This window comes from Caulobacter sp. FG7, assembly GCF_057808875.1.
On the sequence record NZ_JBMDIW010000007.1, the window covers coordinates 133,127 to 152,550 of the forward strand.

The window sequence follows — 19,424 nt, forward strand, 5'->3', positions numbered from 1 at the left end:
ACGCCGCCCCTGCGCCCTGGAGAACCCATGCCGCTTGCGCGGTTCAGCCACCTGGCCCTCAACGTCTCCGATCTGGCGCGATCGGAGGCGTTTTATCTGCGCGTGCTCGAGCCGCTGGGCGTGGTCGGAGCCGACGGCGAGGTCGGACGCTACCGCCGCCTGACCAACCAGGCCGACCTGGTGATCGTTCTGGCCCAAGCCGAAGCGCGCTTCGCGGCGCGCGGCCACCATCGCAAGGCTCCGGGCCTGCATCACCTGGCGCTGGCCGTCCCCGAGCGCGAGGACCTGGACAGGATGCAGGATCATCTGGCCGAACTGGGCGTGCCCCTGCTCGGCGAGGGGCGCTACGCCTTCGACTATCGCGGCGGGTACTGCGGGCTGATGTTCGAGGATCCCGACAGGATCACGATCGAGATCGCCTGCCACGACCCTCACGCCTATTTCTGTCCCGACAGCCCTACGGGATGACAAGCCCGGGCGGCTGGGCTATACGCCGCCGCGATGAGCCGCACGCCGCACCACCATGGCTGCCACCACCATCCGACCTCGCCTCGCGGGATCGGCCGGGTCCGCACGCTCTAAAGTCGAGCGACCCAGCCAGAGCCCCGCCTAGCGGATGGGGCTTAAGTGCAAGCGCCATCCGTCGAAGCCTAGAGATCTCTAAGGACCGACGATGACCGACGCTTCCGACGACGCCAAGAACCAGGACTTCCGCCCCGAGGCCCGCGCCCCGCGCGGCTTCGCCGACAAGCGCGCCCGCGACCTGCGCGCCGAGAAGTCGATCCTCGAGGCGGTCTCGGCCGTCTACGAACGCTACGGCTTCGAGGCGCTCGACACCGGGGCCTTCGAATATGCCGATGCGCTCGGCAAGTTCCTGCCCGACAGCGACCGCCCCAACGAAGGCGTCTTTGCTTTGCAGGACGACGACGACCAGTGGATGGCCCTGCGCTATGACCTGACCGCGCCGCTGGCCCGCTTCGCCGCCCAGAACTGGGAAACCCTGCCCAAGCCGTTCCGCCGCTACGCCTTTGGTCCGGTGTGGCGCAACGAGAAGCCCGGTCCCGGCCGCTTCCGCCAGTTCATCCAGTGCGACGCCGACACCGTCGGCTCGGCCCGCCCGGAGGCCGACGCCGAGATCATCGCCATGGCCGTCGAGGGCCTGCAGGCCGCCGGCCTGCCGCGCGGCGCAGCGGTGCTGAAGATCAACAACCGCAAGCTCCTCAACGGCCTGCTCACCCAGGCCGGCGCGACCAGCGAAGGCCAGAAGCTGGCCGTGCTGCGCGCGGTCGACAAGCTCGATCGCCTGGGCGTCGACGGCGTGCGCCTGCTGCTGGGCGAGGGGCGCCTGGACGACAGCGGCGACTTCACCAAGGGCGCGGGCCTGGGCGGCAAGGCCATCGACTCGGTGCTGGATTTCGTCCAGGCGGGTGTGGGCGGTCGCAGCGCGACGCTGAACAACATCGCCAAGGTCGTGGCCGGTTCGGCCGAGGGCGACGAGGGCCTGGAAGAGCTGGCCAAGATCGACGCGGCCCTGACCAGCCTGGGCGTCGCCGACGACCAGGCGATCATCGACCCGTCGATCGTGCGCGGCCTGGAATACTACACCGGCGCGGTGTTCGAGGCCGAGCTGCTGCTCTCGACCACCGACGAGAAGGGTAACAAGGTCACCTTCGGCTCGATCGGCGGCGGCGGCCGCTACGACGATCTGGTGGCTCGCTTCACCGGCCAGCCGGTGCCGGCCACGGGCTTCTCGTTCGGCGTCTCGCGCCTGGCGGCGGCTCTGCGGGCGGCCGGTCGCGAGCCGGCCTCGGCGGCGCGCGGTCCGGTCGTGATCATCAATTTCGATCAGGCCCACATGGGCGAATATTTCGCCGTCGCTAGCGAACTCCGCGCGGCGGGCGTCCCGGCCGAGGTCTATCTGGGGACCTCGGGCATGCGCCCGCAGATGAAGTACGCCGACCGCCGCCTGTCGCCGGCCGCCATTATGCTGGGCGGCGACGAGATCGCCGCCGGCACGGTGACGATCAAGGACCTGGACCTGGGCCGCGAGCTGGCCTCGGGCGTTGCCGACAACGCCGCCTGGAAGGCCGAGCGGCCTGGCCAGCAGACCATTCCGCGCGGCGACCTGGTCGCCGCCGTCAAGAAGATCATCGGGGGCTGATCCGTTGAGGCTAGAGCGTTCCATCCCTGCGGAGGCGCTCGACGCCATCCGCGCTCCGTTCCTTCTCGCCGGCGCCGTCCCCACCGACGCCCCGGTGCTGCAGCCCCTGGGCCTGCTGCTGGACCTGGCCGGCGAGGCGATGCGCTCGCGGCTGTTCGTCGTCTCCGGAGACGGCGGCGACGAGGCCTGCCTGCGTCCGGACTTCACCGTCGCCGTCGCCCGCCAGCACCTGTCCTCGGGCGCGGCGTCGGGCCGCTATCTCTATGAAGGCAAGGCCTTCCGCGTCGCCCCACGCGGCAGCGACCGGGCCGAGGAATTCCTGCAGATCGGCGTCGAGGCCTTCGAGGCCGCCGATCCGGTGGCCGCCGACGCCGAGATCGCCGCCCTGGCCTGGGCCGGCGCCGCAGCCGGCGGTCGCGACGACCTGACCCTGCTGCTGGGCGATGTCGGCCTCTTCGCCGCCTTCGTCGACAGCCTCGATTTGACCCCGCCGCTGGGCGCGCGGCTGAAGCGCACCTTCTCGCGTCCGCGCCAGCTGAAGGCCGAGCTGGAGGGCGAGGCCGCCCCCGTCGCCTCGACCGAGCGCAGCCGCATCGCCGCCCTGCTGGCCGGTTTGCCGGAAGCCGAGGCCGCCGCGGTGCTGCAGGAGCTGTGGTCCCTGGCCGGCATCGAGCCGGTCGGCGGCCGTCGCCCCGCCGAGATCGCCCATCGCCTGGTCGAGAAGGCCGAGGTGGTGAAGGCCGGCCGTCTGTCGCCGCAGCAGGCCGACAAGGTCCGCGCCTTCCTGGCGGTCAGCGATGCGCCGGACGCCGCGCTGGACGCCATCGCCGCCCTGGCTGGTCCCAACCGCAGCCCCCTGGACGCGGCCATCGAAGGCTGGCGCAAGCGCCTGGCCGGCATGGTCGCCGGCGGCGTGCCTGCCGACCGCATCCGCCTGAACGCCGCCTTCGGGCGGGCCTTCGGCTACTACGACGGCTACCTGTTCGAGGTGCGCAGCGCCGCCCTCGGCGAGGAGCGCCCGGTCGCCGCCGGCGGCCGCTATGACGGTCTGCCGGCCCGCCTTAATGGAAAGAGTCTGGGCAGCGAGACCAAGACCGGGGCCGTGGGCTGCATGGTGCGCCCGGCCCGCGCCTATGCCGGAGGCGGCGAATGACCACCGAAACCCCGATGATCTTCGCCATCCCCTCCAAGGGGCGCCTGAAGGAACAGGTCGAGGCCTGGCTGGCCGAATGCGGCTTCCGCGTCGAGATGACCGGCGGCGCGCGCGGCTATTCGGCCGAACTGTCGGGCCTGCCCGGCGTGTCTGTGCGCCTGCTGTCGGCGGGCGACATCGCCGCCGGCCTCGACAGCGGCGACCTGCACCTAGGCGTCACCGGCGAGGACCTGCTGCGTGAGCGCGGCGACGACATGGACAGCCGGGTGATGCTGCTCCGGGCTCTAGGGTTCGGCCGCGCCGACCTGGTGGTGACGGCGCCCAAGAGCTGGCTCGACGTCGACACCATGGCCGACATCGACGAGGTCGGTCACCTGCACCTGGCCAAGACCGGCCGTCGCCTGCGGGTGGCCACCAAGTACGTCACCCAGACGCGGGCCTTCTTCGCCCGTCACGGCGTCGCCGACTACCGCATCGTCGAGAGCAGCGGCGCCACCGAGGGCGCTCCGGCCGCCGGCGCGGCCGAACTGGTGGTCGACATCACCACCACCGGCGCCACCCTGGCGGCCAACGGCCTGAAGGTGTTGTCCGATGGCGTCATCCTGAAAAGCCAGGCCCAGCTGACCGCCTCGCTTGTCACGCCGTGGACGGAGGGGCAGCTCGACTCGTTGTCGCGTCTGCTGTCGGTGGTCGAGGCCAAGGGGCGCGCCCGCACCCTGGCCACCCTGATCTGGCCCGCCGAACAGGACGCCGCCGGCCAGGCCGCCGTCGCCCCGTTCGTCGAGGCCGGCGGTTCGCGCCGGGCCAACGGCGCTCTCCTGGCGACCGGCGACCTGTTCGCCGCCGCCGCGGCCCTGGCCCAGGCGGGCGTCGAACCGGTAACCGTGTCGCGTCCCGACTATGTGTTCGAATCCCGCTCGGCGGTGCTGGAGGCGCTCAAGGGGCGGTTGAACGGCTGATATTTGACAAGTATGTCAAAAATTACCGAACCGAACGGTGCTTAGTTTGACTAAAGCGTCCAAACTACGGGTCTGATGTCAAAAAAACGTCGAACCCCTTATGGAATCTAGATCGTTGCCGTTGACACGATCTCGGTTTTGCCGTTTTCTGACTGGGCAAGAGAGAAACGGGTCCACAGAGAACCCCCTCTCTTCGGCGTTTCGGGGAGGAAACGCCCGCCTAGATCGAATGATCGAGAAATAGCCAGACCCGCTGCGTCTATCCCCCGCAGCGGGTCTTGGTGTATCTGGGCCCTGGCTTAGCTTTTCGACAAAAGCGTCAAAAATGGCGAACGCGCGTTTAAGCGTGGCCGTTGGTGGTTTGGCCGCGCCCTGCGCCTCATTCGTCATCCCGGGCGGAGGTTCGCATGGCGGACCGTAGACCCGGGACGCATGGGGGCTGGGCGCAGCGCTTGTCGAAGCCTCCCGGCGGTCGCCGACGCATTGCGGCCGCCCCTGGGTCCCGGCTCTTCGCTGCGCTACGGCCGGGATGACGAGTGTGGGAGGCGGTTACGCCCCCAGGTCCAGCGACCAGATCTGGTCGACCAGATTCTGGCCGAACCGCTGGCAGGGCGTCTCCTCGGTCACCTCGAAGCCCGCGCGCTGATAGAGCTTCCGCGCGGCGCTTAGGGCCGTGACGGTCCACAGGTCCAGCCGCTGGTAGCCCAGGGCCCGAGCGCGGGCGATGCAGGCCTCGACCAGCATCTGGCCCACGCCCATGCCGCGGGCGTCGGGCTCTACATAGAGCAGCCGCAGCTTGGCCGCGCCCGGCGTCTCGCCACGGACGAGGAAGATCGAGCCGACCATCCGGCCGTCGGCCTCCGCGATCCAGGCGTCGTCCCTGGCCGGATCGAAGGTCTGGTGGAACCTGGCGACGATCTCGGCGATCAGGGCCTCGTGGTCGCGGCCCCAGCCGTACTCCCGCGCGTAGATCACGCCCTGGCGGGCGGTGACCATGCCCAGGTCGCCAGGCTCCAGGCCGCGCAGGGTGGCGGCGGGTGGAGCGTCGCTGTCGAACACCGCGTTGATGTCCCGCGCCGCCGCCAGCAGCCGGGCGCGGCGCAGTGGGTGCAGGCGCTCGATCAGGCCGCCGACGCTGGCCTTGGTGTTGGCCTCGAGGGTGGCGAACGCCGCGCGGCCGTCGTCTGTCAGCGACAGCAGCTGGTGGCGGCCGTGGGCCGGGTTGTCGCGCGCCGTGACCAGGCCGCGCTCGGCGAAGCGCTTGAGGGTGCGGCTGACCTGGGCCGGATCCAGCCCCAGGGCGCGGACGATCTCGGCGGCTACCGGCTCGGTCCGCGTGGCCAGCTCGTACAGCACGCGGGCTTCGCTCAATGTGAAGGGGCTGCCGTCGTAGTTGGCGTCCAGCAGGCCCGACCGGCGGGTATAGGTCCGATTGAAGGCCCGCAGGGTGGCGACGTCCTGGTCGTGCTGGCTGGTCATGGCGACTCCGATGTTGACGGAGTCAATATTCTTGAGTGTTGACTGAGTCAATGTGTCGAGGTTCTACAGCCCCAGCCCCTCCACCGATCGTTCCGCCAGCTTCGCCGCCGCCGCCGGGCTGATGGCCACGGCCTTGCGGGCGTCGAGGTCGAAGGTGATGGCGCTGACGGTCGAGGTTCCCCACGCCTGGCCGGTGTCGGGGTTCAGCAGCCAGTGGGCGCAGCGCATGACGCGGCCCTCGCTGCCGATGAGGCCCGAGCGCACCTCCAGCCGGTCGCCCAGGCGCGGCCAGGCCAGATAGACGATCCGGTACTCCAGCACGGCCCCGCCCACACGGCCAGGCGCCGGATCGGCGGCTTCGGCGACGATGTCGCGCAAGGGGGCGATGAAGGCGCCGATGCCGTCGGAGACCCGGCCGATGAACTGCTCGGCCCGCATGCGTCCGAAGACGTCGCTTTCGCCGGCGCCCAGGGCCCCCAGGCCGATACAGGCAAGGCCCAGTTCGTCGGCGCGGTCCAGGCCGGCCTGCGGGACGGCCGGCGACAGGTCGACGCTGCGAGCCTGGGCGCGTTCGGGAACCTCGACCTTCAGCGCCTTGGTCCGTTCACGGACGATCGAAGGCCAGGGGAAGGCCTCGCCCTCGCGCGGCGTCACATGGGCCACGGTGGTCTGGAAGGTGGCGGCCAGCTCGCCGGTGGCCGAATGGACCAGCAGTTGCAGGAGTTTCGCCTCGCTCTCGCCGATCTCGATCACCCCGCCCAGCATGTGCAGCGGCGCGCCGGCGTGTGCTTCCTTGAGGAACCGGATGTGGTGCTCGCGGACCACCAGGGTGGCGTTGGCGTGCGGGGCGAAGGCGTGGGGCAGGCCCATCTCGGCGGCGAGACCCATGAGCCCCTCCATCGCCCGGACGACGTAGAAGCGCACGTTCATGTGCCCCATCTCGTCGCAGTCCCAGGTGTTGACCCCGCCGCGCCAGATCTCAACGCCGGGCCAAGTCTCCTGGCCGAGAGAGGCTGGGGCGTTCGTCATGGTCGATCCCTGGAATGGCGGGGCCGAAACCCTCGTCCTTCGACAGGCCCAGGAAGAGGACTTCTACTGCACGCCGGCAATAGCCCTCATCCTGAGCTTGTCGAAGGACGAGGGCGAACCCTCTGTCGAGGCCAGCCTAGACGGCTTTTCCGCGCCGCCGCAATCGTGGAGCCGAGGCGCCTATTCCTTGCAGTCGGCGCAGCGGCCGTGGGCCTCGATGGTCACGCCGGTCAGGGCGTAGCCGGCCGCCTGGCCCGCGGCGATGATGTCGGCGGTGGCTTCGGGCTCGAACTCGCGGGTGGCGCCGCAGCAGTCGCAGATCAGGAACGCGGCGGCGTGGCCGTCGGCCTCGCGGCGGCAGGCGACATAGGCGTTGAGGCTCTCGATGCGATGGGCGAAGCCCTGCTTCTCGAGGAACTCCAGCGCCCGATAGACGGTCGGCGGCTTGGCCGGCGGGCCATCGACCGCGAAGGTGGAGATCAGGTCGTAGGCCTTCACCGGCTGGCCGGCCTGCAGCAGCAGTTCCAGCACCCGGCGACGCGGCGCGGTCAGGCGCTGTTCGGCCGCCGCGCAGCGGGTCTCGGCCGCGGCCAGTTCGGCGGCGAGCGCATCCCCGGCGACGCCGTGGTGGTGGTGGTCGTGATCGCACGCAATGTGGGCCATGGGCCACAGGTAGAGGTCCCGACCCTCCGGCGCAAGCTACAGCAGCGGCTTGGCCACCAGGGCGGTCTCGGCCTCGCACCGCAGCTTGTCGGGCGCCGGCGCGGTCTGGCGCACCGCAGTCATTTCGGCCCGCACCGCCGCCAGGTCGGCCTTGAAGGTTCGGGAGCGTCGCAGGGCCTTTTGCAGGTTGAGGGCGTTGCGCCGCCCGGCCTCGACCGAGCTCATGTTGTGCACGCCGCAGACCACCCGGCTCTCGCCGAAGCCCTGCGCCCTGGCCAGGATCGCCGGGGCGCGGTCGGGGGCGGCCTCGGCCAGCAGCAGGCCGACGGTCCAGCCCCAGGTCGAGTGGCCGGACGGGTAGTCGGGCGACACGGCCAGGCCCACGGTCTTGGGCAGGCAGATCGGCGCGTCCTCGAACAGGTAGGGGCGGGGACGCAGGTGCTTGAACTTGGGGCCGGCCACGGCGGCGCGCACGTCGCCGCGCATCTTCTCCATCATCGCCAGGAGCTTCGGATTGGTCTGCGGCGTGATGCTGGCCCCCAGGGCGCAGGCATAGCCTTCGAGGATCCGGCTCTTGTCGGCGTCGGCCTGGGCCAGCGACCAGCGGGGACCGTCCTTCAGCGGGCGGGTGGCGCGGAAGATCTCGCGGTCGCGCCGCTCGGCGGCGGTCCCCTCCTTCGGCGGCGGGGGCAGGTGGTCGCGGGCGTCGAAGGCGCGGGGATGCAGGTAGCGGTCGTCGTCGTCGCCGGGCAGGGCGGCGCAGCTCGCCAGGGCGAGCGCGGCGACGGCGACGGTGGGCAGGCGCATAGAAAAAGGGTCTCGGAAATCACTTCCCGGGACCCTGCAATCTTGGCCTTCGCCGATCAAGCCTACTTGCCGAACAGCTTGTTCCAGCGCGGCTTCTCGCGGCCTTCCCAGGCCTTGCGGTGGTAGGCGTCGCTGGCGATCAGCGGCACCACGGTGGTGGCTTCGGCGAAGACCATCTGCTCGTAGGTGGTCGAAACCTTGCCCCACGAGGCGGCTTCCTTGAGGGTCGACGACGAGCAGGCGCCGTCGCGCACGTCGGCCACCGTGATCTGGATGGCGTACTTGTGCATGTCGGCCTCGACGCCGAGGATCTCGGCGCAGACGACGGTGTCCTGGGCGAAGTTCTTGGGCACGCCGCCGCCGACCATGAACAGGCCGGTGGTGCCGGCAGCGATCTTGACATCCGTCAGTTCACGGAAGTCGGCCACGGCGTCGATCATCAGGTAGGGCGCCTTCTCGGCGATCTTTTCCTTCTGGTGCTTGACCAGGCCGAAACCGGCCGAGCTGTCGACGAAGGCCGGGCAGAAGATCGGCACGCCTTCTTCGTAGGCGGTCTGGATCAGGCTGCCTTCCTTCTTGGCGTTGCCTTCCGACAGCCACTTGCCCATCTCCCAGATGAACTCGCGCGAGGAATAGCCGCGCGGCTCCAGGCGATTGCAGATCTCGAGGATCGTGTGGTCGCAGGCCTGCAGTTCTTCTTCGTCGATGTAGGTGTCGTAGATGCGGTCGATGTAGTTGTCGCGCAGGACGTTGTCGTCGACCGGGCCGGCGGCCTGATAGTGCTTGAAGCCGAGGGCTTCGAAGAAGTCCATGTCGACGATGCTGGCGCCGGTGGCGACCACGGCGTCGATCATGCCGTTCTTCACCATGTCGCGGTAGACGTGCATGCAGCCGCCGGCCGAGGTCGAACCGGCCAGGATCAGCCAGGTCGAGCAGCCCTTGTCGGCCAGGGCCATGTTGAAGATGTCGGCCGCGCGGGCGGTGTCGCGCGAGCTGAACGACATCTTGCGCATGGAGTCGATGATCGGGCGGGCGTCGTACGACTTGATGTCGACGTGCTCCACGACGTTCTGGAGCAGCTCGGCCTTCTGGTTGTTCGGAACGGGAGCGTTCATCGCTTCGGTTTCCCTGACTTTGGACGCCCGTCGTTGGAAGAAACCCTTCGCCGGGACGGAGCGACCGACGGGGGGAAACAGGTTTTACGCCGCGCCGGCCCCCTCAGTCGCTCCGCGACAGCTCCCCCGGAGGGGAGCATCTCGGCGCTCCAGATCCTCCCCTTTGGGGGAGGTGGCCCAGAGGGCCGGAGGGGGTAGCGCGGCGTTGAGAGAACTAAACGCCTAAGACGTCAAATCAGCGACGACGCTTGCGCTTGCCGGCCGCGCCCTTCGGACGCGAGAAGCGCACGACCTTGCGTTCCTCGGCCTCGGTGCGAACCATCGGGATCGAGCGCTTGGCCAGGCCGTACATCGAGGCCATCGGCGCGTCCTGCACCTCGATGGTGTCGGTCTCGCCAAAGCCGTTGAAGCGGGTCGACATCGCCACGCCGTAGGCGCCCAGCATGCCGATCTCGATGTAGTCGCCCTCGTCCACGCTTTCCGGCAGCCAGAACGGGCCGGGCATGTGGTCGACGCTGTCGCAGGTCGGGCCGTAGAAGCGGAAGGGCTTGAGGCCTTCTTCCACGACTTCGCCGTTCTTGCGGTACAGCTTCACCGGGAAGGGCCACTTCATGTGCGCAGCGTCGAACAGTGAGCCGTACGACCCGTCGTTCAGATAGAGCGCGTCGCCCTTCTTCAGCTCGACCTTGACCAGCAGCGACGAGGCCTCGGCGCACAGGGCGCGGCCCGGCTCGCACCACAGCTGCGTGGTCTCGTGAACCATCATCTCGGCGAAGCCGCGGTCGATGGCCGCCAGGTATTCCGACAGGTCCGGCGGGACCATGCCCGGATAGATCGACGGGAAGCCGCCGCCGACGTCGACGACGTCGGCCAGCACGCCGGCGCGCACCAGGGCGCGGCTCGCCTGGGCCATGGCGGCCTGGTAGGCCGTGGGCCGCATGCACTGGCTGCCGACGTGGAACGACACGCCCATCAGGTCCTGGGTGGCGCGACGGGCGGCCAGCAGCAGGGCGGGGGCGCTATGCAGATCGACGCCGAACTTGCCCGACAGCGAATAGGCCGCGCCTTCGGCCTGCACGCCCATGCGGACGATCAGGTTCAGGTCCTTGGCCTGGCCGGTGCTGTCGATGATCTTGGCCAGCTCCTCGTGCGTGTCGAACGAGAAGGTGCGCACGCCGTGGTCGAAATAGGCGGCCGAGATGGCGCGCCGGCTCTTGACCGGGTGCATGAAGGCCATGCGCGAGCCGGGAGCGTGCTCGGCCACGAGCTCGATCTCGGCCACGGACGCGACGTCGAACGACCGCACGCCGGCGTCGACCAGCTCGCGGATCACCCACGGCGAAGGATTGGCCTTCACCGCGTAGAAAACGTCGCCTTTGAATTCAGACTGGAACCAGCGCGCCGCTACCGACACCGCGTCCGGTCGCACGAGTGCGACAGGACGTTCCGGTGACCGCTCACGGACCAGGTCCAGGGGCGTGTGGTACGTGGACAATGCACGTAACCCCCTGTTGGAAGTTAAACCCAGGCCGGCGTTAGCAGCGCTTTAGAGGACTTCGGGTCCGCCGGAGCCGTGCGAGATAGGGGCATAGGCGAAGGATGTAAAGTCCCTTTTGATCGTGGCGGGCGAGGCGAATTGATCCACCGGCCGTCACAAATCCGTTGCGCGTGCGCCGCAAAGCAGGGAACGGATTTGCCCGCGCCGGAAACCACGTTAAGGATTCGACCCGACCATGACGTCGGACCCAGTTCTCTCGATCCGCGCCGTATCCAAGACCTTCGGGTCGCGGAAGGCCCTGAACGCCGTATCGCTCGACGTGGCGCGGGGCGAGATGATCGCGCTCATCGGTCCTTCGGGCTCGGGCAAGTCGACCTTGCTGCGCTCGATCGACGGCCTGCAGAGGATCGATGACGGTGATGGGGCGATCAGCGCCTTCGGCGGTCCCGTCCAGGCCAAGGGGCGCGTTTCGGACCAGGTGCGCAAGGCGCGCATCCGCATCGGCTTCATCGCCCAGCAGTTCAACCTCGTCGGCCGGCTGTCGCTGTTCAGCAACGTGGCGCTGGGCTCGCTGGGACGCATCCCGCTGGTGCGCGGCCTGCTGGGGGCCTGGCCCAGGGAGACCCGCGAGGCGGCCATGGCCGCCCTGCACCGCGTGGGCATTTCCGACTATGCCGGCCAGCGCGCCAACACGCTTTCGGGCGGCCAGCAGCAGCGCGGCGCCATCGCCCGGGCTTTGGTCCAGAAGGCCAAGATCATTCTAGCCGACGAACCGGTCGCCTCGCTCGACCCGGTGTCGGCCCGCAAGGTCATGGAGATCCTCCGTGACCTGAACGCCAGCGACGGCCTCACCGTCATCGTCACCCTGCACCAGGTGGACTACGCCCTGCGCTACTGCGACCGGGTCGTGGCCCTGAAGGCGGGACAGAAGGTCTATGACGGTCCCGCCGACGCGCTGGACCGTGACAAGCTCATCGAAATCTACGGCCCGGAATTCGAGGACGTGTTCTGGGAAGGAGCCCCGCAATGATCCGCCGCAGCCTGATCGCCGGCCTTGCTCTGAGCGCGCTGGCGCTCGCCGCCTGCTCGGGCCCGTCCGAGGCGCCCGCGTCGAAGGACACGGTGACCTTCTCGATCCTGTCGACCGAGTCCGCCCAGAACATGGAGAGCTACTGGAAGCCCATCCTGGAGGACATGGAAAAGCAGACCGGCCTCAAGGTGAAGCCGTTCTTCTCGTCCAACTACTCGTCGCTGATCGTGGCCATGGGCGCCAAGCAGACCGACCTGGGCTGGTTCTCCAACCAGTCGGGCCTGGAGGCGGTGCGCCGCTCGAACGGCGAGGTCTTCGCCCGCACCTTCGATCCCTCGGGCGTCGACGGCTACAAGTCGGTGGTCATCGTCCCCAAGGACAGCAAGCTGACGGTCGAGCAACTCCTGAAGTGCGACAAGTCGCTGAACTTCGGCATCGGCGACAAGAAGTCGACCTCGGGCACCCTGGCGCCGATGACCTATCTGTTCATCCCGGCTGGCAAGAAGCCCGAGACCTGCTTCAAGACCGTGCTGACGGGCAACCACCAGGCCAACCTGTTCGCCGTGGCCAACGGCAAGCTGGACGCCGCCACCAACAACTCCACCAGCCTGCGTCTCAACGCCGAGCGCAAGGACGGCCAGTCCGACAAGGTCAAGGTGATCTGGGAGTCGCCGACCCTGCCGGAAGACCCGATCATCTGGCGCAAGGACCTCGACCCGGTCGTGAAGGAAAAGCTGCGCCAGTTCTTCCTGACCTACGCTCAGGGCGACACGCCCGAGGCCGCCGGGCAGCGTGAAAATCTCCGGCGGCTTTCGATCGGCGGTTTCAAGCCGGCCGACGACAGCCACCTGCTGACCGTGCGCGAGATGGAGGCCCTGGAGACCTTCGGCCTGGCCAAGGAAGGCGGCGACGCCGCCAAGATCGCCGACGCCCAGAAGAAGCTCGACGGCGTCCGCGCCGAACGCCTGGCCGCCGAGGCCAAGGCCGGCCTGCCCGCCAACTGACGATGAGCGAGACCCCGATCCCGGCCCCGCCGAAGCGCTCGGCTTCGGCCATCGGCTTCGACCTGCTGCTGTGGGGCGGCGTCGCCGTCCTGCTGGTGGTCAGCTTCAAGCCGGCCGAGATCGACAAGTTCCCGGACCTGTTCGCGGGATCGGAGCGCATGCGCGACTTCGCGCGCGGCTTCTTCTCGGCCTTCACCGACCTCGACGCCTTCATGGCGATGGACTGGTCGCTGTTCGTCGCCAAGATGTGGGAGACGATCCAGATGGCGCTGTGGGGCACGGCGCTGGCCGTGCTCGTGGCCGTGCCGCTGGGCATACTGGGCGCGCGCAACATCACGCCCTGGTGGATCCAGCAGCCGGTGCGCCGCCTGCTCGACCTGATCCGCTCGATCCCCGACCTGGTGGTGGCGCTGATCTTCATCACCGCCGTGGGCCTGGGGCCCTTCGCCGGCGTCATGGCCATCATGTTCAACACCGGCGGCGTGCTGGCCAAGTTGTTCGCCGAGGCCGTGGAGTCGATCGACAAGGGCCCCGTCGAGGGCGTGCGCGCCACCGGCGCGGTCAAGCTGCAGGAGATCATCTGGGGCGTGATCCCGCAGGTGGCCCCGCTGTGGACCAGCTACGCCCTCTATCGCTTCGAAAGCAGCGCCCGCGCCGCCACGGTGCTGGGGCTGATCGGCGCCGGCGGCATCGGCCAGATCCTCATCGACTCGATCAACGCCTTCCAGTTCGACCAGACCGGCTGCATCGTCCTGGTCATTGTCGTGGCGGTGTCGATGATCGACCTGCTGTCCCAGGCGATCCGTTCGCGGCTGCTGTAGGGCGCAGGCCAGGCCGACGCGTTCAAATTTTCGGCGACGGTTTTGTGTCGCTTCAGGACGGTCCGGTGTCCGGCGGCGCTGTCGCCTGGCGTGACAAGGTCAAGCTTGATCCGTGCAGAATATTTCGCAAGCATGGTTGCGACCGCGATCCTGTATATCGCCGTTCGTTCCGAGGTTTCTAAGTTGGCGGCGGCGCCCTGCGGTCGGCGCGGAAATCTTGTCGCTAAACCAATAGTTTCAAGAACGACTTTCAACGTCGAAAACGAACGTTGTTATCTGCAATTTGTGCGCGGGCGCGACGCGGGATGTCGGCTGTGGCGCAAATTTATCACGTCTTGAAACATACATATTGGTGTCGCCGAAGCGTCATCGCTGGCGTTTTATCCCCCGCCCCACCAAGAAGGGGTACACATACATGCGTAAGTATTTCGAAGGCGCGGCCATCGCCGCCCTCATGCTCGCCACGGCGCAAGTTGCGTACGCCGCCGATGTCGCGCCCGCCGCGCCCGCCGATGACGCCACCGCCCTGGACAACGTCGTCGTCACCGCCACCAAGCGCGAAACCAATCTGCAGAACACGCCGATCGCCATCTCGGTGCTGAGCGCGACGGCCATGGCCGACCGCCACGCCGAAAGCCTGATCAGCCTGCAGGACGGCGCCATCCCGTCGCTGCGCGTCGCCACGTTCGAAGCCCGCCAGTCGGCCCTGACCATCGGCATCCGCGGCATCGTGCCGTTCGACGCCAACCAGACCGCCCGCGACCAGGGCGTCGGCGTCTATATCGACGGCGTCTACCTGGGCCGCCAGCAAGGCCTGAACGCCGCCCTGCTCGACCTGGAGCGCATCGAGGTCCTGCGCGGCCCGCAAGGCACGCTGTTTGGCCGTAACACCGAAGGCGGCGCGCTCAGCATCGTCACCAAGGCCCCGACGGGCGAGTTCGGCGGCCGCGTCGTCGCCGGCGTCGGCAACTACGGCTCCTACACCGCCGAGCTGCACCAGGACTTCCAGGAGTTCGCCAACCTGTCGGTCAAGGTCGACGCCCTGCTTCAGCACCAGGATCCGACCACCAAGAACCCGCTGGAAGGCCAGGCCGGCTGGAACCAGTACGACCGCAAGGGCGGCCGCATCAGCGCCCTGTACCAGCCGACCGACAAGTTCAGCGCCCTGGTCGCCTTCGACTACGCCAAGGACGAGAACACCCCGTTCTTCAGCCAACTGGTCAGCTACAACCCCTATGGCAAGCGCGTGCGCACCCAGGCCGAGCTGCTGACCGCCGCCAGTGCTCCGGCCGGCACGATCAACCCGCTGTCGCCGCTGATCAAGGTCCACACCGACCGCCAGTCGGTCTCGGACATCGGCACGATCCAGCAGCCCAGCGTCGACGAGACCGGCGGCCTGATGGCGAACCTGAAGTACCGCTTCGCGCCGAACCTCGAGCTGCGCTCGATCACCGCCGCCCGCGCCGTGGCCACCAACCAGTGGGACAACTCGGGCATCGCCTCGCGCAACGTCTTCGCGCCGAACGCCAACTTCGGCCGCTACAGCCTGTCGGACCTCTATCAGCGCCAGTTCAGCCAGGAGTTCCAGCTGGTCGGCGACTTCGGTGACAACTTCACCTATGTCGGCGGTCTCTACTACTTCAAGGAACACGTGAAGGAGTCGGCCGCCACGCCGTTCACCAACCAGTGGAACGCCGACGGCACCGCCTACACGATCCGCTCGGCCTACGGCACCTCGAAGAACGCGGCCGGCACGGCCGGCTGGCAGCGCGGCACCCGCTTCATCACCCGCGCCTCGGAAGCCGACGCCGAGAGCTACGCGGTCTACGGCCAGGGCACCTACACCCCGCCGTCGATGGACGCCCTGCACCTGACGCTCGGCGGCCGCTACACCAAGGACAGCCGCGAGGGCACGCTCTACGTCGTCAACGGCAAGGCTACGAACTTCAAGTTCGACTACGACAAGGGTCGCTTCGACCCGATGATCAACGTCGCCTACGACGCCGCCGAGAACATCAACCTCTACGCCAAGTTCTCGACCGGCTACCGCGCCGGCGGCGCCAACGCCCGTTCGCAAAACTTCCAGGCCTTCGATCCGGAAAAGGTCAAGTCCTACGAAGTCGGCGCCAAGATGGACCTGCTGGAGAACCGCCTGCGCGTGAACCTGGCCGCCTACGCCATGGATCGCACCGGCACCCAGATCGACTTCGACAGCGTCGACACCACCCCCGGCAGCCCGACCCAGGGCGCGCACACCGAGGAAACCCGCAACGCGCCGGGCACCTCCAAGATCCGCGGTTTCGAGGCCGACATCACGGCCAAGGTCACCGACGACATCGTGGTCGGCTTCTCGTACGCCTACACCGACGTGAAGGTGCCGGACGCGCCGTTCCCGTTCACCGGCAACTCGGTGGTTCCGCAGGGCACGCCGTTCCCGGTCAACGTGGTCTACACGCCGCCGAACGCCGCCTCGGCCTATATCGACTACAAGAAGCCGGTCGGTTCGATGACCTTCCGCGCTCACCTGGACGCCAACTACGCCGACGCCCAGTATTCGTTCCAGACCGAATTCGCCGACACCTCGGCGACCGGTTCGCGGACCGAGTACGTGGCGGCCAAGACCGACAGCAGCTTCATCGTCAACGGCAACCTGACCCTGGCCGACATCAGCATGGCTGACGGCGCCGCCTCGGCCAGCCTGTCGCTGTGGTCGCGCAACCTGCTGAACGAAGAGCACATCTACCGTATCTCGGCCGCCAACCGCGGCACGATCGGCGACTACGCCAACTTCAACCCGCCCCGCACCTACGGGCTGGAACTGCGCGTGAAATACTAGGCCCGGATCTACCGGCTCCGGGTTCTCCGGAGCCGGAACAAGGGTTCGGAAATGGCGAAGGGCGGTCCAGCGATGGGCCGCCCTTCTGCTTTTACGGTTCGGACGGCGGCGCCCTTCGGGCGGGCTGTTCGTCTGTGGGCGGATTTCCCAACGCGCCGTCGGCGCCGACTCTGTCACGGAAAAATCACCGTTCATCGAACGCGAAAACAGTTGTCGTCGACTTGTCGTAAATCGGTATCCGAACCGTCACGGGCCCCCGTTAAAGCCCCAGAACGTCGTTATCCCGTCCGCCATGGGCCGCGGAAAACAGGCGCAAACCTAAAAGGGGGGTGTCTCGTAATGAGTGTCAGTGCCTCTTTGCTTTCCCGCTCGGCGCTGGGCTTTTCGCTCGCCCTGGGCCTCGCCGCCGCCGCCCAGGCCCAGGACCTGGGCGTGAAATGGAGCGGTTCTCCGCAATTCTCCAATGACGACGTGGCCTTCAAGGTCCGTGGTCGGATCCTGCTGGACGCCGTGTTCCAGGACGTCCAGCGCGACGGTCCGGGCGGCGACTTCGACACCCGCAACGTGCGCGGCCGCCAGGTCTTCCTCGGCATCGAGGGCAAACTGAACAACTACTTCGCCTATAAGGCCGAGGGCGGCGCCGTGAACGGCGGGGCCTGGGCCTGGGACGACGTGCTCATCGAATACAAGCCGAGCGAGCCGGTCTCGCTGATGTTCGGCAACATCAAGGCCGCCGGCCTCGAGAACCTGACCTCGACCCGCTTCATCACCTTCATGGACCGCGGTCCGTACGGCGACTTCGGCGTCGACTCCTACCTGCTGGGCGTGGTGGCCAAGTACCAGGGCCTGAACTACAGCCTGACGGGGGCGGTGCAGGGCGCGCCGATCAACACCGCCGACCTAGCCAACGCCAGCGCCGACTCCAAGGAGCGGATCACCCTGACCACCCGCGCCCACTGGGCGCCGGTCAACGGCGACCTCGACAAGCTGCACCTGGCGCTGTCCTACCGCTACCGCAACCGTGGCGACGAGGGGGCCTTCGCCTACACCGGCCGCACCAATACCGCCTACAGCAACGCCACCTTCTATACCTCGGGGGGCATCGGCAACCGCGACAACACCCTGGCCTTCGAAGGCGCCTATGTGCACGGGCCGTTCTCGGTGCAGGGCGAGTACGCTTCGATCGACGTCACCCGCCTGGGCGGCGCGGGCGTCGGCGGCGACCCGAAGATCAAGGTCGGCTACGCCTACGTGACCTTCTGGCCGACCGGCGAGATGCGCAACTACGACGCCATGGCCGGCGAGTTCAAGCGGCCCAAGATCCTCAATCCGGTGACCGCCGGCGGCTGGGGCGGTGTCGAACTGGCCCTGCGCTACGACATCGCCGACACCACCGCGGCCTACGAGACCCTGAAGACCAAGCCGGCCACCTCGCAGGCCGGCGAATACAAGGCCGTCACCTTGGGGCTGAACTACTACCCGACGTCCTACGTCCGCTTCCAGGCCAACTACACTGACGGCGACGTCGACAACTTCGGCGCCAACCAGGACTACAGCATCAAGCAGTTCCAGCTGCGCGCTCAACTGGACTTCTAGAGCCGTGTTTCGCCGGGCGGGCGAGACGCGCTCGTCCGGCCCCATCCTTTCCCTGTCAGGAAATCCACGATGAAGAAGCTTCTGTCCTGCGCGGCCGGCGCGCTCGCCCTGTCGGGCCTGGCCGCCGTCCCCGCCCACGCCGCTCGCGACTATGTCTGGGCCGCCGGCTCCTCGACCGTGTTCCCGTTCGCCACCCGCACCGCCGAGAACTTCGCCAAGAAGTCCGGCAAGAAGGCCCCGAAGGTCGAGAGCCTGGGCACGGGCGGCGGCATCAAGCTGTTCTGCGGCGGCGCGGGCGAGGGCTTCCCCGACATCGCCAACGCCTCGCGCCCCATGAAGCGCAGCGAGTTCGACCAGTGCGCCGCCAAGGGCGTCAAGGACATCATCCAGATCAAGATCGGCTTCGACGGCATCGTGGTCGCCACCGACAAGGACGGCGCCGACTACAACTTCAAGACCGAGCAGCTGTTCCTGGGCCTGGCCGCCAACGTCTACAAGGGCGGCCAGTGGGTGAAGAACACCACCAACAGCTGGGACGACGTCGGCGGCGGCCTGCCGGGCAACAAGATCCTGGTCTACGGCCCGCCCCCGACCTCGGGCACCCGCGACGCCTTCGTCGAGCTGGCCATCGAGGCCGGGGCCCGCAAGTTCCCGTCGATCGACGCGATCCGCTCCGACAACGAGAAGCTGTTCAAGGCCAAGGTCGACCCGCTGCGCAATGACGGCTGGGTCGACGCCGGCGAGAACGACAACGCCGTGGTGGGCACCCTGACCAAGACCCCCGGCGCGCTGGGCGTGTTCGGCTGGTCCTACCTCGAAGAGAACATGGACAAGATCAAGGGCGCCTCGATCAACGGCGTGCGGCCCTCGGCCCAGACCATCGCCGATGGCTCCTATCCGCTGTCGCGCTCGCTGTTCATCTACGTCAAGAAGTCCAATATCGGCGTGACGCCCGGCCTGGAGGACTTCCTGAAGGAGTTCACCTCTGACGCCGCCACCGGTCGCGGCGGCTACCTGCAGGGCCGCGGCCTGATCCCTCTGCCCCCCGGTCAGCATCAGGCCCAGAAGGACGTGGTGGCCAAGAAGACCGCCATGGCTCGCCCGGCCTCGTAAAAAAGGGCGCATTTCGGGGCGGTTTTCGCCCCGCGACCGAAGATTGCGTCGCGGTCCTATGGGCCGCGGCGTTTTCTTTTGTATAGTGCCCTCCGGTCCGCCCGCGCCGCGTAATGAAAGTCTGGGCCGTGGCAGCCGTCCGGCGCCGCGTCACTTGCCC

16 protein-coding genes and 1 pseudogene are annotated in these 19,424 nt (G+C 68.1%); 11 read left to right on the forward strand and 6 right to left on the reverse strand.

The window, feature by feature from the left end:
* The first annotated feature begins 27 nt into the window (after positions 1 to 27).
* The 4 genes from ACODR1_RS07885 to hisG all read left to right on the forward strand — a co-directional run bounded on the left by ACODR1_RS07885 (position 28) and on the right by hisG (position 4,273).
* Positions 28 to 468: a VOC family protein gene (locus tag ACODR1_RS07885; protein WP_488879960.1), complete on the forward strand. Its 441-nt coding sequence runs from the start codon at positions 28 to 30 to the stop codon at positions 466 to 468.
* Positions 469 to 673: 205 nt separating this feature from the next.
* A complete protein-coding gene (gene hisS, locus ACODR1_RS07890; protein WP_488879961.1) occupies positions 674 to 2,161 on the forward strand; it encodes a histidine--tRNA ligase in 1,488 nt (495 codons plus the stop codon).
* Positions 2,097 to 3,314: an ATP phosphoribosyltransferase regulatory subunit gene (locus tag ACODR1_RS07895; RefSeq protein WP_488879994.1), complete on the forward strand. Its 1,218-nt coding sequence runs from the start codon at positions 2,097 to 2,099 to the stop codon at positions 3,312 to 3,314. The genes hisS and ACODR1_RS07895 overlap by 65 nt, the downstream gene beginning before the upstream one ends.
* Positions 3,311 to 4,273 (forward strand): ATP phosphoribosyltransferase, encoded by a 963-nt coding sequence (gene hisG / locus ACODR1_RS07900; protein WP_488879962.1) that lies wholly within the window; start codon positions 3,311 to 3,313, stop codon positions 4,271 to 4,273. Before ACODR1_RS07895 ends, hisG begins: the two co-directional genes overlap by 4 nt.
* 549 nt (positions 4,274 to 4,822) lie before the next feature.
* Here the strand turns inward: hisG and ACODR1_RS07905 are convergent.
* Both ACODR1_RS07905 and ACODR1_RS07910 read right to left on the reverse strand, forming a co-directional pair.
* Positions 4,823 to 5,752 (reverse strand): bifunctional helix-turn-helix transcriptional regulator/GNAT family N-acetyltransferase, encoded by a 930-nt coding sequence (locus tag ACODR1_RS07905; RefSeq protein WP_488879963.1) that lies wholly within the window; start codon positions 5,750 to 5,752, stop codon positions 4,823 to 4,825.
* 63 nt (positions 5,753 to 5,815) lie between these two features.
* On the reverse strand, positions 5,816 to 6,781 hold the full coding sequence (locus tag ACODR1_RS07910; protein WP_488879964.1) for a thioesterase family protein: 966 nt from the start codon (positions 6,779 to 6,781) through the stop codon (positions 5,816 to 5,818).
* Here ACODR1_RS07910 and ACODR1_RS07915 point away from each other — a divergent pair.
* Positions 6,780 to 6,904 (forward strand): annotated as a pseudogene (locus ACODR1_RS07915) (hypothetical protein); the annotation flags it as partial. The gene ACODR1_RS07910 and the pseudogene ACODR1_RS07915 overlap by 2 nt on opposite strands.
* A gap of 57 nt (positions 6,905 to 6,961) precedes the next feature.
* On the opposite strand, the gene ACODR1_RS07920 reads toward ACODR1_RS07915, so the two are convergent.
* The 4 genes from ACODR1_RS07920 to ACODR1_RS07935 form a co-directional block, all read right to left on the reverse strand.
* Positions 6,962 to 7,444, reverse strand: coding sequence for a transcriptional repressor (locus tag ACODR1_RS07920; protein ID WP_488879965.1), 483 nt, complete (start codon positions 7,442 to 7,444; stop codon positions 6,962 to 6,964).
* A gap of 36 nt (positions 7,445 to 7,480) precedes the next feature.
* Positions 7,481 to 8,251 (reverse strand): acid phosphatase, encoded by a 771-nt coding sequence (locus ACODR1_RS07925; RefSeq protein WP_488879966.1) that lies wholly within the window; start codon positions 8,249 to 8,251, stop codon positions 7,481 to 7,483.
* A gap of 62 nt (positions 8,252 to 8,313) precedes the next feature.
* The gene (locus ACODR1_RS07930; protein ID WP_420808238.1) at positions 8,314 to 9,366 is read right to left on the reverse strand and encodes a 1,9-bis(guanidino)-5-aza-nonane synthase; all 1,053 of its coding nucleotides are present in this window, start codon (positions 9,364 to 9,366) and stop codon (positions 8,314 to 8,316) included.
* A gap of 235 nt (positions 9,367 to 9,601) precedes the next feature.
* Positions 9,602 to 10,861, reverse strand: coding sequence for a type III PLP-dependent enzyme (locus ACODR1_RS07935; protein WP_488879967.1), 1,260 nt, complete (start codon positions 10,859 to 10,861; stop codon positions 9,602 to 9,604).
* Between the two features lie 238 nt (positions 10,862 to 11,099).
* Here ACODR1_RS07935 and phnC point away from each other — a divergent pair, with 238 nt between their 5' ends.
* From phnC to ACODR1_RS07965, 6 genes are all read left to right on the forward strand, one after another.
* Positions 11,100 to 11,894, forward strand: a complete 795-nt coding sequence (gene phnC / locus ACODR1_RS07940) for a phosphonate ABC transporter ATP-binding protein (RefSeq protein WP_488879968.1) — start codon at positions 11,100 to 11,102, stop codon at positions 11,892 to 11,894.
* Positions 11,891 to 12,898: a phosphate/phosphite/phosphonate ABC transporter substrate-binding protein gene (phnD, locus tag ACODR1_RS07945; RefSeq protein ID WP_488879969.1), complete on the forward strand. Its 1,008-nt coding sequence runs from the start codon at positions 11,891 to 11,893 to the stop codon at positions 12,896 to 12,898. The genes phnC and phnD overlap by 4 nt, the downstream gene beginning before the upstream one ends.
* A gap of 2 nt (positions 12,899 to 12,900) precedes the next feature.
* Positions 12,901 to 13,719: a phosphonate ABC transporter, permease protein PhnE gene (phnE, locus tag ACODR1_RS07950; RefSeq protein ID WP_488879970.1), complete on the forward strand. Its 819-nt coding sequence runs from the start codon at positions 12,901 to 12,903 to the stop codon at positions 13,717 to 13,719.
* 415 nt (positions 13,720 to 14,134) lie between these two features.
* On the forward strand, positions 14,135 to 16,555 hold the full coding sequence (locus ACODR1_RS07955) for a TonB-dependent receptor (RefSeq protein WP_488879971.1): 2,421 nt from the start codon (positions 14,135 to 14,137) through the stop codon (positions 16,553 to 16,555).
* Between the two features lie 339 nt (positions 16,556 to 16,894).
* A complete protein-coding gene (locus tag ACODR1_RS07960) occupies positions 16,895 to 18,151 on the forward strand; it encodes an OprO/OprP family phosphate-selective porin (RefSeq protein ID WP_488879972.1) in 1,257 nt (418 codons plus the stop codon).
* A gap of 69 nt (positions 18,152 to 18,220) precedes the next feature.
* Complete coding sequence (locus ACODR1_RS07965) at positions 18,221 to 19,264, forward strand: substrate-binding domain-containing protein (RefSeq protein ID WP_488879973.1); 1,044 nt, start codon at positions 18,221 to 18,223, stop codon at positions 19,262 to 19,264.
* Positions 19,265 to 19,424 lie beyond the last annotated feature (160 nt).